Below are 13,186 nucleotides of genomic sequence, written 5' to 3' on the forward strand. Positions count from 1 at the left end.
AGCAGTACCAAAAAAGCAGAGCCGTCTGATCAACAGACGACTCTGCATTACTAAAAAGTATTCTAAAATTAAATTACGGCAGCGCCAATCATGTAGGCAGCAGCCAGGGCTATAATGGCGTAAAGCTCGGGGAATACAGCCAAAATCAAGGTCTTACCAGCCACATCGTGACCCGAACCAATGGCAGCAATACCGTTGGCACAAACCTGACCCTGACGGTAAGACGACAGCAAGCCCACCAGACCAACAGCCAAACCGGCGCCAAAAACGGCACCTGCTTTGATCCAGGTAATGTCGGGTGTCAGCAAACCGAAAAAGTTACTCATCAAAAAGTATCCGGCAAAGCCATAAAGACCCTGACTACCAGGAAGAGCGGTCAAAAGAAGATAAGATCCGAATCCATCGGGATTCTTTTTCATTGCTCCTACAGAGGCACTACCTGCCGCTGAACATCCAAATGCACTACCGGTTCCGGCCAAACCAACCATTAAACCAATTCCAATGTAAGCCAATACAATAGGTTCCATGTTTTCTTTTTTAATTTGTTACAACTGTTATTATTCTAAACTCTTCTCGGCAAAAGGGGTATAACGTTTGCCGCCCCCGGTAAAACCGGCATTTTTATAAAATTCCACAAAGGTAAGTCGAATGGGATGAACAAAGGCACCCAAACCTGCCATAAACAGGGTCATTCCGTGCCCCACCAAAAGAATAATGATCATCACCAGGGGACCAAAAATCACATTGTCGGGACGCAGACTCATGGCCAACTCATTGAACACGAAGCCCAGAATCGCACTGGAAACCCCCAGGGCGAACAGACGAATGTACGAAAGCAAATCGCCCACCAAGCCGGTAACCATACCATACACATCCCACAATCCACTTAAAAAATTCATCACAATACTGCGACGCGGATGGTTGAACAAGAGAATCAAGGCCCCGGACGCGATCAAAACACCGTTTTGCAGGTAGCTGCCCACCGATTCGCTGACGGCACCCAGCTCACGCAAACCGTAAGCCAGACCACTGCCCACAATCAACAACAACCAGCCTATGGTGGCATAAGCGTAGGCAAAACCCTTGGTCATGGAAACATTCACCACTTTCAGCACCATGCCGAACAAAATCTGAATCACACCCAAAATAAGGGCCAGATTAAACAGCTTATCGGTATCGATCATGTAAGCCTTCCACTTTTCCAGCCAGGCAATGTCTGCCTCAATCAAATTGATGCCGAAGAAGGTGCCGGTAAGGGCGCCAAAAACAACGGTTGCCAATCCCAGCCACTGCGCCAGGGTCATGATGCTGCGCATCTTTGGCACCTTGTACTTGGCAAAAATAGCTGCTAAAAGAATGATCAATCCGTATCCGGCGTCGCCTAAAGAAAACCCAAAGAAGAGCATGTAAAAGGGTGCAAAGAAAGGCACCAAATCCAGCTCCTTATGGTTGGGCAATTCGTACAGGTCGCCGATGGACTCAAACACGCGGGCAAATCGGTTGTTTTTCAACTGCACGGGCACCTTATCGTCGTCGGTGGGTCGCGAAGCCACATACAAAATACTCCTACGATCCAACTCAGCATTGAGTCCCGCCATCTTAGGCTGGGGCACCCAACCCTCGATCAAACGAACATGGTCTTCCACCTCGCTTTGCGTTTGGTGCAAAACATTGGCCTCATCCAGCTCGCTTTTTAAATCAGCAGCATAGGCCTCCAGTTGTCTCACTTGGTGCGTGGCCAACAAATCCAACTCCTCGTTGAATTGAAGCACCTCTGCTTCCAATGCTTTTTGCTCGTTTCGCAAGTCCGACAAAGACCTTGCCGGCAGCAAAGTTTCGTCAACGCCCTCCCATTCGGGCAAGGCAGCACCAGCTTCGCGTTGCAGCAACACAAAATAAGTGAATCCCCCCTCAGCAGAAACTTTCTGCAAATAGTACTCCTGCTCCCAGGCGGGATCAAAATATTTATCGCGACAAACCAGGAAACGGAAATACAGTCCACTTTCTTTTAAATCCTCCAGTCGCTCGGGAGAAAAATCGCCCCAGGGCAACAAGAGTTGGGCTTCCTTTTCGAGACTGCCCATCTGTTGCTGTCTCTGTTCCAGTTCCGCCTCAATTTCCCGAACGCGCTGCCAAACAGCGGCGCCATCGGCAAAACGGGGTCCCTCACCACTGACCTCATTGTTCTTCACCCGATCGCTCAAACTGCGAATGGTTTTCAACAAATCGTTGTAAGCCCTAAGCAAATCCTGCATTTCGGGAGTCGCCTCCTGCTTCTTTACCTGAACATGCAACACACCCATCTGCTTCAGCTCTTTTAAAAAAGCTTTATAATCGGCATGGTACACCAGGAAAGAGTATTTCATCATGGGTACTATCATAACTCGACCTCCTGCTCTTGACGGGTTTTAACAATCTTCTGGGCCGATTTGGAAAGATTTTCCTCATCTTCTAAAAAGCGCTTGATTTTACGCATGGCATCCTCAAACCCGGGAATCTGAACCTTCTCATACAGGTTCACCTTTTGGGTGGTCTTTTTCCGGGCATGATCAAGCAACTCCATCTTACGCAGCCACACCTCGCGTTCAATACCCAAACGGGCCAGATTACGCAAAATGGCGATGCCATCGGCAAACCAGACCGGCCGTGTAAAAGGATTGTAGGGTGCAATGTTAAAGTGAATATCTTCCAGGATGGGCGTAAGCACACCGGCGATTTTCTTCACCGACAGATCCACATCCTCTACTTTAACCAGCGAAGCATCAAACTCGCCCCACAATCGCACCATGTCCTCATAACGACCCAGTTCCTTTTCCAACTCCTGCTCCATCTCGGCAGCACGGTCTTTGGCACGCTTCACCTCACTGCGCAAAGCCGACTCTTTGTTCTTGAGGGTCGGCAAGGCCCGCTCGCGTACCTTCAACTGCTTATCCAGAGTCTGCAGCGAAGTTTTATTGTACTGAAATTTAATTGACATGCTGTTATTCTTAATGTTTTTACCGCTGCTTATTCTCCCACCCAGTATTGGTCAACAAACTCTTGTTTGATGCCCACCTCGGCCTTGGTAAAATGCTTACCAAGCAATTCCCAGGAAATATTCAGCATGGTGTCGGTATCCACATTTACATCAATAGCCAACAACTTATCCGAATAGGCTTTGGCAAAAGCCAGGGTACGCTCATCGTAATCGGTCAGGTCAAAACCATTCTCCAGTTTGGTCTTGGCATTGGCCGCATCGGCATACAAACGAATGGCCGCATTCATCACCTGCGGGTGATCGGCCCGGGTTTGTTTACCAATAACCAACTGCTTCAGACGAGACAGCGAACGGAAGGGATCCACAATCACCTTTCCAATTTCGGTATCGCGACGCAGGAACAACTGTCCCTCGGTAATGTAACCGGTGTTGTCCGGAATGGCGTGGGTAATGTCGCCGCCCGAAAGGGTGGTTACGGCAATAATGGTAATGGAACCGCCGGAAGGAAACTGTACCGCCTTCTCGTAAATACGCGCCAGGTCAGAATACAAAGATCCGGGCATACTGTCCTTCGAAGGAATTTGATCCATACGGTTGGATACGATACTCAGGGCATCGGCAAACAAGGTCATGTCGGTGAGCAATACCAACACACTCTCATTCTTATCCACCGCAAAATACTCGGCTGCCGTAAGTGCCATATCCGGCACCAACAGACGCTCCACGGGCGGGTTCTCGGTAGTATTAACAAAGCTGACGATGCGATCGAGCTCACCAGCGTTCTGAAACACATTCTTGAAAAACAGGTAATCGTCGTTGGTCAAGCCCATCCCGCCCAGAATAATTTTGTCGGCCTTGGCCCGCAAGGCCACATTGGCCATTACCTGGTTGTAGGGCTGGTCGGGGTCGGCAAAAAACGGAATTTTCTGACCCGAAACCAGACTGTTGTTGAGGTCGATACCTGCTATACCTGTAGCAATCAACTGAGAAGGCTGCTTACGACGTACCGGATTCACCGAGGGACTGCCGATGTCGCGAATCTCCCCTTCTACCTGGGGACCGCCATCAATGGGGTCGCCGTAGGCGTCGAAGAAGCGACCGCCCAGTTCTTCACTCACCTTCAGCTGGGGCGGACGCCCCAAAAAGGTCACTTCGGCGTTGGTGGGGATGCCTTCGGTTCCGGCAAACACCTGCAGGGTAACCAAATCGCCCATCAGCTTAACCACCTGTGCCCTGCGGCCATGCACCATGGCCATTTCATCGTAGCCCACGCCCTTGGCCTTTAAGGTAACCGTGGCCTTGGTCATGTTGATCAGCTGGGTATATATTTTTTGAAATGCCTGACTTTCCATCATTCAAATTTTACTCGGTTAATAATCAGTTCATGCGTCCTTTGAGCAGCTCTTGAAGTGCCGACTCATGTTTTTTAAAGTCGTCCGACTCAAATTCGGCATAATTCATCTGCTTGTAAATGTTGATCACCTCCTTGAAAAATACGGAGACGTCTTCAAAACCTTTGTATTTGAATTCGGCATCTGCCACACCCAAAACACTGGAAAGCATGTACTTCTGTCGCTCCATCGGCGTAGACGCATCAATCGCGTCAAAAGCATCCTGTTGCAAAATCACAAAGTCGATGAGTTCCGACTTCCAAAAACGATCGTGGAAAGCCATGGGCACGCCATCGTCGCCCAAAATATTGATTTGCTCCATCGCTTCCTTACCACGCAACAAAATATCTTTGGCCTTAATAACATCTGCCAACCATTCTTCACCCACATTCTTTTTCAGATTCTCCATTACTTCGGGATATTCGAGGTACTTGGAGTAACTGTCGATGGGGTCGATGGCCGGATAGCGCTTGCTGTCGGCACGCGCCTGCGACAGACCATAGAAACAACGGGCCGCCTTACGAGTCCCTTCGGTAACGGGCTCCTTTAGGTTACCCCCTGCCGGAGATACCGTTCCAATAAAGGTAATGGAACCGGTGGAACCATTGGGCAAATAAACAAAGCCGGCACGCGAATAAAAATTGGAGATTACAGCCGAAAGGTCCATCGGGAAAGCATCCGGTCCGGGCAGCTCCTCCAAACGGTTCGACATCTCCCGCAAAGCCTGCGCCCAACGCGAAGTAGAGTCGGCCATCAACAACACCTTTAAACCCATTGACCGGTAGTATTCGGCCAAAGTCATGGCGGTATATACCGAAGCCTCACGAGCGGCCACCGGCATATTGGAGGTGTTGGCTATGATGGTGGTACGTTCAATCAGTTTGCGCCCGGTCCTCGGGTCGTCCAACTCAGGAAACTCTGTAAAAATTTCCACCACCTCGTTGGCACGTTCGCCACAAGCGGCGATGATAACCACATCTGCCTCCGCCTGCTTAGAGATGGCGTGCTGAAGTACGGTTTTCCCGGTTCCGAAAGGCCCGGGAATAAAGCCGGTTCCTCCTTCGGTAATGGGATTCAGCGTGTCGATACACCGTACTCCGGTTTCCAGCAATTTAAATGGGCGTGGTTTGTCCTTGTAAGCACGCACCGCCATTTTAACGGGCCATTTCTGAACCATAGTCAGCGGGAACTCCTGTCCCTCATCGTCCACCACCACAGCAATGGTTTCGTCTACGGTATAATCGCCGGCCTCGGCCAGGGACTTCAACTCGTAGCGCTTGTCCATTTTAAAGGGCACCATAATTTTATGGGGAACACTGTTCTCCATCACCTCACCCAACCAGTCGCCGGCAGTCACTTTATCGCCCACCTTGGCCAGGGGCTTAAAGCCCCACTTGTCCACCCGGTTCAAGGGATCGGTATAATCGCCCCGTTTCAAAAACACCCCGTCCATTTTGTCGAGATCGTTCTGCAAACCATCGTAGTTGCGAGAGAGGATACCCGGTCCGAGACTCACCTCCAACATATGGTTTTCAAACTCCACCGAGGAACCAATGCGCACTCCACGGGTGCTCTCGAACACCTGAACGTAGGCATTTACCCCAACCACCTTAATCACCTCAGCCATGAGGCGTTCTTCGTTGTGCTGGATAAAACAAATCTCGTTCTGTGCCACCGGCCCGTCCACTTCAACGATTACCAGGTTGGCCACAATCCCGGCCACCTTGCCTGTGGTTTTATTATTTCTTTCCATATCCTAATGTAAATTCTTCCGGAAACTGAAAGCCTGCCTCCAGGTCGTTCAGCAATTGGTTAAACATTTCTTTACCGCGCTCAGCATCCAGGGCCATCCAGCGTTCCACAATCAAGAGCTTTTGCACAAAGGCCAGCACTTTCTCAATAGTAAAATACGCAAAAAAGGTCTCCTCATCTATGAAGTCCCATTGGTGCCTGTCCAGGCGAAGTTCTCTTTCCAACAGATCCTTGCCTTCAAACAACTGAATAAGGTGCTCCATCTCGTGCACCTCGTTGGCCAGACCGAAATCGCGTGTTCTGCTTTTCCGAAGCGCAGCGGTAATCTCATCGTCACCCACCAAAGCCTGATCAAAGGCCAATTTATGCTTGCGGCCATTCAGCGCCACCATCACATTACCAATGGTACGGTGATAGCTGGCCAGAGCACGCAAAAAAGCATTATTGACCTGTTCCAAATGTTCGTAGTAAGCCCTGGTAAGCTGTAACTCTGCCACATAAAAATCATCTGTACCCTCTTCGCCGTGGATCTGCTCCAGAAATTCTACAAAATAATCGGGCAACAACTCCAGGTCGGCAGACTCATAGCTCTTTCGATCCTGTAACTGCTCCACGGTGTCCCGTGGCAGATTTCCACGCTCATCCCACTCTTCGTCCCGCTTAAAATAGCGATTCAAAAAGTTTTGATGGTCAAAGGGCATATACAGCAATTGAACCAGCTTAAAATCTGCCGGCTGCAATTCCGCACTTAAGTTTTCCCTTAATTCTGCCGAAGAGTACAGTACTTTTTTGTCTTCCAGAAGAATATCGGGTAAACCTGCCACCAATGCGTAGTAGTTTTTTCCCATTATTTTTCCGCTTCAAAAAGTAACTCACTGGTTTTGGGACGCAGGTAAGCTTTAAAAAAATTGCTGAAGTCCTGCTCGGTAAAACTGATTTGATAACTGCCATCAACCGGACCCACTTTAAAACCGGATTTCACACCTTCCGAAAAAGTCAACTCCAATCCCTGGTTGAGCTCGGCAGCCAATTGGTTCTTGAAGTAAGCATCCAATTGCTCCTGCTCCTTGGCCGACAAAACCACCTGCATATCCAGGCTGTCCTTTTCGGCCCAGGTTTTAACCACTTTCTCAACCAGCGACTTCAAAAAATCCTGATTCGAAAAGAGTTCTTTAACAGCAGGTTGTACCGCTTGCATGGTCACCTGGTTGCCCAAGTCCTGCTTTAGGGCAGCGAGCGCCTGCCCAATCGACATTTTCAGCTCCGAATCGACATGCTTTCTGAGCGTTTCGGCTTTTTCCTCCGCCTCTTTTACCAACGCAGCCGCCTTTTTCTCTGCCTCTTTCTGCAGTTGCTCAGCTTGCTCCCGGGCCTCCTTTAGAATGACTTCGGCCTCCTGACGGGATTTTTCAACCCCCTCATTATAAATCTTTTCAGTAAGTTCCTGAAGTTTCGTTTGCATATCTCTTAAATTTTATACTTTGCTAAAAATAATTTTTTCGAACGAGCCGGCAAAAAGCACCAAGGCGACAAGTGCTTACAATTTAACTCTTTTCGCAAGCAAAAGCCAACGGATTCTCCCTGTTTAAAGGGATTTGCGCCAAAATTATTAAAGATTTGAAAAAACCCTTAAAATAAAAGCGCCAAGCAACAAAATTGCGGTTTCAAATGTCCACCTAATAACAGGCCAACAACCATAAGGTTCACGGCAAAACCGCTCCTGCTGCAAGAATAGGCAAAAAAAAAGTTGTATTGGCCAAGGGCCAATACAACCGCTAAAATGTCGTACAAATTAAAGCAAAACAACACAGAAGGCCGTTCTGTTCAAAAGGCCTGATTCAATCCCTAGTGAATACTGGCTTGCTCCTGAATCGGCTGAGTCTGGGGACGCAGCTGCAACTGCAACTCCATCATCCTTCGCTCCACCTCCCGCAAACCCTTTTCTGCCTCCTTTTTGTAAGCAGCGCTCCGGTTGTTGGTCGATAAAAGCTGTTCCGATTCACGTATGCGCTCACGCATAAACTGATCAAAATCTCTCAATTTTTGACGGTACTCCGCATCGAGTTCACGCATACCGGATCTTAACTCATTGGCCTCAGAGCGCGTAACCTTTACAATCATGCGCTCCACCGCCTTCTTTTCCTCGGCATAACGCTGGGCCTCGGCGCGCATTTCCTGACTGGCCGAATGCATTTGTTCACTCAAGGAAGAAAGCAAGGTGTCGCCCACCCCAATTAAAGAATCTGCTTCTGCCATTTTGGCCAGATACTTAGTCCTGACCTCAGTAACCTGTTCCAATTGCTTAATTAGGCGCTGCTCCTTTTTACTGCTTTCTTCTGCAAGCAAAGCAGGCACTGCAGCAATAACAAAAACAACCAACAGCACAAACGGTCGAAACGGGACATGAGTTCTTCTGAATTTCATAATGATAAGGGTTTAATTTGGTTCGCTGCGAACTTAGCAAAACCCCGCGTTAACAAAAAGTAACAATTACCCATTTATGACCAATAATCATAAAAACCTGACCACCCTCTCGAAATCATCCATTAAAAACGTAACCCCATAGCGGCAAGACCTAAAACCGAGCCTCAAAAACACGACAGGACTTAAGTCCATTTACTACACTTTTGTACAATTTAACCACAACTCCCGAATAAAAAATCCCACCTTTGCCCCCGTAAAAGCAACCAATTATCCTTTTGTGCATCCAAGCTTTGTTGACATAAATGAGGAAAGCCTACAGAAAAGGAACAATCTTTGCATATACTCGTTTAACCAATTTGGAATGCCCTCGTGTCGTTTCAAATCAAAGCACGCTTTTTTTGAAACCAATCAATAACTAAAATTAATTTGAAATGAAAAGAACTAAACTTTTTGGCCTTATGATGGTCTTGGTAGTAGGCATGGGTTTTACTGCCTGTACAGAAGATGATGATGCCTTTATCAATATCACAGTTGAAGGAAACGTTCCGGAAACCCTAACTGTTGGAGAATCGCTTACCATCAACTACTCTGTAATCAGCAGCGATCGTCTCGACATCATCGAACATTTGATTAATAATGATGTGGTAGAAAGTGTAGAAGAGTTCACTTCCAACACCTCTCACACCGGCTCATTTACCATCACAGCTGAAGAAGTTGGCACCATCTACGCCACAATCAGAATAACCGACCGCAAAGGAGAGATAAAACCCCGCGACTTCAGCATCGAAGTAGAAAGCAACATTGAATCCTTTACAGCTGTGCTGATGGGGAACTTTGACGATACACAACTCGGCAGTTTCTTTTCAACTGTTACAGGTGAGGTGTATAAAATTACACCTGCAGGAGAAAATTCAGAACTCATCGATTTTGTATATTTCTACGGCAGCAACAACAGCGCAACCATTACCGCCCCCGACAATGACGAGATAATTGGAACGGGAGCCGGCCAGGTATACGGGCCTGTTGCCAACTGGTCTACCCGCAACGCCACCCGCTTCAACCAACTGTTTAGCGGCATTACCGTTGAGGAGTTTGACGCTATGAATAACGACGCCCTGATTGTGGCCAACACCGCCAGCGATGTCGATCTGAAAATGGCCAACTTCCTTAATAAGGATGCCCTGGTTGCCTTTATTACTGTGGACGGCAAAAAAGGAATCTTCAAGGTAGCAGATTTGGATACCGAAGCCAAGACCATCACCATTGATGTGAAAGTACAGAAGTAAACAACTTCTATCCATAAAAAAAGAGTCGTTCCGGTCGGAGCGGCTCTTTTTTTATCCATTCAACTTGACATTAACAAAAGCGTACAAAAAAACACTTGCCAATCTAATATATTAACTAAATAAATAATATATAAGACAAATTAAACCTTGCTAGAACCCAGAAAGATATTGGCGATGTCATAGGATAAAAACATGAAACCCTCCTAAAAACAAGGTTTAAAACACAAAACAACAATCACATATATTTAAAAACAGATAGCTGCCCACTCGCCAAGTCAATGAAACACTTCGTCAGGAATCATAGGCCATTCATCAATAGCGCAACATAATTTTAGCACAACAGCAGTAATTAGACCTACTTTTGTCGCGGCGCAGAAAAACGCCTTTAACCTTAACAGGTACTAAATACACAACAGCATTTTATTTTTTGTCATTTAATATTTAACCCAAGATTTTTTGCAATGAAAAAACTCAGACTTTTTGCAGGATCATTATTGTTGGCCGGCGCCTTGTTCGGCTGTATCAAAAACGAAGAAGCAGATGGCGTTAAAGCCTTGCGTGAAGCACAGGCAGCTTTAATCAACGCCAAAGCAGCCAACGAAACCACACTGGCTAACGCCGAAGCAGCATTTGTGCAGGCTCAGGCCAAAATCGAAGAGGCAAAAGCCTTACAAGCAGCGGCACAAGCCCGTTACCAGGAACTCCAAAACGACTTGCGTGAGGCACAAAACACCGACGACATTGCCCGTATGGAGGCAGATCTGGAATTGTTCCAGGTTCAAAAACAAGGTGAGATTGCCGCTGCACAACTTGAGGCAGAAGTGCTTTTGAACAATGCTAAAATAGCCCTTGAGGGTTCTATTCGCGCCTTAAAAGCCGAAATCGCCATTTCAGAAGTTTCTACTCCTGCTTTGGACGAATACCTGGCCAAATACACCGAGGCTGTGGCAAAAGTAACTGGTCTGCAAGGCCAAATCATCGGCAAAGAAGCTGAAATCGCTACTGCCGAATACTACAACAGCAGCAACGATTTGATGAATCTTAAGCTCATCGAAAAAGAAAAGCTCAACAACGAAAAGGCCAGTCTGGAAGCCTGGAAAACTCGCTACGAAGCTGTTTCCGGAGGCCGCATTACCGTTGCCGAGGCGGTGCTGGATGCCAGGGAGATGGAAGACAGCCTGGAATTTGCACGCGAAGAGGTTCGTGTTGAAAGGGCCAAGCAGGACATGTTGCGTGCCAATGCCAGCACCATATACACCAATGCTAATACGGACTACCAGGAAGCCAACAACGCACTTGCAAAAATCGAGCAATTCACCAACGGTATTGGCGGAAGCATTCCTTACAGCTTCCTGGAGGTTCATTACGATGTACCCAACCCAACTCCCTCGTTCAACAATTTCCAGGCAGCCGATTACTACGAAACAGCCATCGAGGCCATGGAAGAAGGCTTGAGCAACTACGAACTGGTTTACGAAGAAATCCTGGAAATTAAAGACATCTATGCCGACCAAATTGAAGATTTGGAAGCAGCCATTGAAGCAGCCCGGGAAGAGGTTGTTGAAAAAGAACATGCCTACACTTTGGCGGTGGTAGAGTACCAGGCCGACCAGACCACTGCAAAGGAATCAGCTATGGACAATGCTGAGACAGAGCTGCAAGATGCACAAGATGCTTTGACCGATGCCATCGTAGACTACGCCAACTTCAGAAATGACATCAACGACAGCGACCTGACCGATGTTGAAGCTCACTACACCGTCCATTACAATAACTGGGTGGATGGCGACCTGATTTTCACCATTGATGATTTGATTGCATGGTACGAGGCACGTATTGCTCAAAGGGAAGCCGAGCTGGAAGATTATGAGCTTGACCTTGCGGTTGTGGAAGCTTATATCGCTTACCTCGAAAGCATTGATGTGGATCGTATTCCCGAATTGAAAGAAGCTTACTTTGCGGCACGTGCTGCTTACTGGGCGGCTGTTGAAAAATACAATGAGCTAAACAGCCAGGAGATCTTCCTCACTACAGAACTGAGCAGAACAGCAATTTACGTAAACGCCTTAGAGAATGAAGAAGAGCTCATCAACGACAACCTGGACAATATCGAGAAGGGCATCTACCAAACCGAGGCTGCTGTTGCCATGATTGACAAGGATTTTGCAAGCTGGGAAGCCTACAAAACCAAACTGCAACGCGAACTGACTGTATTGGAAGATGAGCTGGCAGTATACCAGAAGAAAGCAGAAAATTACTATGCATTGGTAAACGCCGAACTCGACGGCACCAACGAAGAGACAGAGCAGACCGAGACCGAGACCGAGACTGCTGAATAGGCTGATAATTGGACAACAGACAGAGACAGGCACTGCCTGTCTCTGTACCAAAAAATGTTTAACCCAAAGATAAGCCTAAGAATATGAGAAATATAATATCAGGGGGACTTCTACTGGCTGCAGCTTTGATGCTTGGCAGTTCTTTAAAAGCGCAATCCCTGGGTCCCAAAGCCGGCGATGTTTCGGTGGCGGTAAAACTCGGGAGAGGCATTTCATTCTATGACCTTAATGCCTACGAAGTAAACCGAAACGCATCGTACAGCAACACACTGCCAGCACTTGCTGCGCCAAATGCAGCCAGCTACAGCACTTCGAACAGCGCGACCAACATGGTGGGTGTTGAACTGAAATACCATTTGGCCGACAACCTGGCTGTACGTCTGGGTGGTGGCGGTGCGCTGCAATCTACCCCGGCCAAAGATGCGCTTAGCGGAGTAGAGGATCCCAGCGGTGAGAACTATCCGGGAACAGTAATTCCCGGTTACGAAATGCAGGAAGGTGTCAATGTGCGACAGGCTTATGGCGACCTGGGGGTAGATTACTACATCAGTACCGGATCTCCCCGTCTGCATCCCTTTGCAGGTGTGCAAGCCAATGTCTCTTATGCCAGCATCGAAATTTACGATGGATTTAGGGGGCTGGACACCAACGGGGAAGTAATCCCTACCCTCGACACACGTAAGGGCGAAACCTACGCACTGGGAGGCAGCTTGACAGCAGGTGTTGACTACTATCTGGCGGAAGGTTTCTTCCTGGGGTTAGAGTTTAAGGCTTTTAACTATATGTATGCGGCAAAGAAAGTCTATCCTCAAACCGGGATGGCGCCTCAAACAGCAGACAATCACAACCTGTTGTTCCTTTCCCAGCCGGTATTGCGACTTGGTTTCAGCTTTTAAGCACAAAACAAACTCAAGCACAAGGGAGGTCTGTAAAGGCCTCCCTTTTATATACCCGGTTTGCTGGTACTTCTTCCTCATTTGCAAGTCAGCATCTAAACCCGTAGTTTTATATACTCAA

At 47.8% G+C, this 13,186-nt stretch carries 11 protein-coding genes; 3 read left to right on the forward strand and 8 right to left on the reverse strand.

All coding sequences use genetic code 11. From position 1 onward, the window contains the following. Positions 1-68: 68 nt before the first annotated feature. The 8 genes from B4W65_RS00285 to B4W65_RS00325 form a co-directional block, all read right to left on the reverse strand. The gene (locus tag B4W65_RS00285; protein ID WP_088653111.1) at positions 69-527 is read right to left on the reverse strand and encodes a V-type ATP synthase subunit K; all 459 of its coding nucleotides are present in this window, start codon (positions 525-527) and stop codon (positions 69-71) included. 30 nt (positions 528-557) lie between these two features. Then, the gene (locus B4W65_RS00290) at positions 558-2,369 is read right to left on the reverse strand and encodes a V-type ATP synthase subunit I (protein WP_240509429.1); all 1,812 of its coding nucleotides are present in this window, start codon (positions 2,367-2,369) and stop codon (positions 558-560) included. 8 nt (positions 2,370-2,377) lie between these two features. Beyond that, on the reverse strand, positions 2,378-2,977 hold the full coding sequence (locus B4W65_RS00295) for a V-type ATP synthase subunit D (RefSeq protein ID WP_088653113.1): 600 nt from the start codon (positions 2,975-2,977) through the stop codon (positions 2,378-2,380). Between the two features lie 29 nt (positions 2,978-3,006). Then, positions 3,007-4,332, reverse strand: a complete 1,326-nt coding sequence (locus B4W65_RS00300) for a V-type ATP synthase subunit B (protein ID WP_240509430.1) — start codon at positions 4,330-4,332, stop codon at positions 3,007-3,009. 22 nt (positions 4,333-4,354) lie between these two features. After that, positions 4,355-6,121: a V-type ATP synthase subunit A gene (locus B4W65_RS00305; RefSeq protein ID WP_088653114.1), complete on the reverse strand. Its 1,767-nt coding sequence runs from the start codon at positions 6,119-6,121 to the stop codon at positions 4,355-4,357. After that, complete coding sequence (locus B4W65_RS00310; protein ID WP_088653115.1) at positions 6,108-6,968, reverse strand: DUF2764 family protein; 861 nt, start codon at positions 6,966-6,968, stop codon at positions 6,108-6,110. The genes B4W65_RS00305 and B4W65_RS00310 overlap by 14 nt, the downstream gene beginning before the upstream one ends. Next, entirely contained in the window at positions 6,968-7,582 is a 615-nt protein-coding gene (locus B4W65_RS00315; protein WP_088653116.1) for a V-type ATP synthase subunit E, read from the reverse strand. Before B4W65_RS00315 ends, B4W65_RS00310 begins: the two co-directional genes overlap by 1 nt. A gap of 383 nt (positions 7,583-7,965) precedes the next feature. Then, the gene (locus B4W65_RS00325) at positions 7,966-8,544 is read right to left on the reverse strand and encodes a hypothetical protein (protein WP_146697673.1); all 579 of its coding nucleotides are present in this window, start codon (positions 8,542-8,544) and stop codon (positions 7,966-7,968) included. A gap of 431 nt (positions 8,545-8,975) precedes the next feature. Here B4W65_RS00325 and B4W65_RS00330 point away from each other — a divergent pair, with 431 nt between their 5' ends. The 3 genes from B4W65_RS00330 to B4W65_RS00340 all read left to right on the forward strand — a co-directional run bounded on the left by B4W65_RS00330 (position 8,976) and on the right by B4W65_RS00340 (position 13,065). Beyond that, positions 8,976-9,830 (forward strand): emp24/gp25L/p24 family protein, encoded by an 855-nt coding sequence (locus tag B4W65_RS00330; protein WP_146697674.1) that lies wholly within the window; start codon positions 8,976-8,978, stop codon positions 9,828-9,830. Positions 9,831-10,291: 461 nt separating this feature from the next. After that, entirely contained in the window at positions 10,292-12,169 is a 1,878-nt protein-coding gene (locus tag B4W65_RS00335) for a coiled-coil domain-containing protein (RefSeq protein ID WP_146697675.1), read from the forward strand. An 83-nt stretch (positions 12,170-12,252) separates the two neighbouring features. After that, complete coding sequence (locus B4W65_RS00340) at positions 12,253-13,065, forward strand: BT1926 family outer membrane beta-barrel protein (protein ID WP_088653121.1); 813 nt, start codon at positions 12,253-12,255, stop codon at positions 13,063-13,065. The last annotated feature ends 121 nt before the right edge of the window (positions 13,066-13,186 follow it).

It is taken from the genome of Geofilum rhodophaeum (assembly GCF_002210225.1).
Classification (GTDB): Bacteria; Bacteroidota; Bacteroidia; order Bacteroidales; family Marinilabiliaceae; genus Geofilum; species Geofilum rhodophaeum.

Coding starts and splice junctions, on each gene's coding strand:
- B4W65_RS00285 (WP_088653111.1), bottom strand. CDS start 527: ATGGAACCTATTGTATTGGCTTACATTGGAATTGGTTTAATGGTTGGT.
- B4W65_RS00290 (WP_240509429.1), bottom strand. CDS start 2,369: ATGATGAAATACTCTTTCCTGGTGTACCATGCCGATTATAAAGCTTTT.
- B4W65_RS00295 (WP_088653113.1), bottom strand. CDS start 2,977: ATGTCAATTAAATTTCAGTACAATAAAACTTCGCTGCAGACTCTGGAT.
- B4W65_RS00300 (WP_240509430.1), bottom strand. CDS start 4,332: ATGATGGAAAGTCAGGCATTTCAAAAAATATATACCCAGCTGATCAAC.
- B4W65_RS00305 (WP_088653114.1), bottom strand. CDS start 6,121: ATGGAAAGAAATAATAAAACCACAGGCAAGGTGGCCGGGATTGTGGCC.
- B4W65_RS00310 (WP_088653115.1), bottom strand. CDS start 6,968: ATGGGAAAAAACTACTACGCATTGGTGGCAGGTTTACCCGATATTCTT.
- B4W65_RS00315 (WP_088653116.1), bottom strand. CDS start 7,582: ATGCAAACGAAACTTCAGGAACTTACTGAAAAGATTTATAATGAGGGG.
- B4W65_RS00325 (WP_146697673.1), bottom strand. CDS start 8,544: ATGAAATTCAGAAGAACTCATGTCCCGTTTCGACCGTTTGTGCTGTTG.
- B4W65_RS00330 (WP_146697674.1), top strand. CDS start 8,976: ATGAAAAGAACTAAACTTTTTGGCCTTATGATGGTCTTGGTAGTAGGC.
- B4W65_RS00335 (WP_146697675.1), top strand. CDS start 10,292: ATGAAAAAACTCAGACTTTTTGCAGGATCATTATTGTTGGCCGGCGCC.
- B4W65_RS00340 (WP_088653121.1), top strand. CDS start 12,253: ATGAGAAATATAATATCAGGGGGACTTCTACTGGCTGCAGCTTTGATG.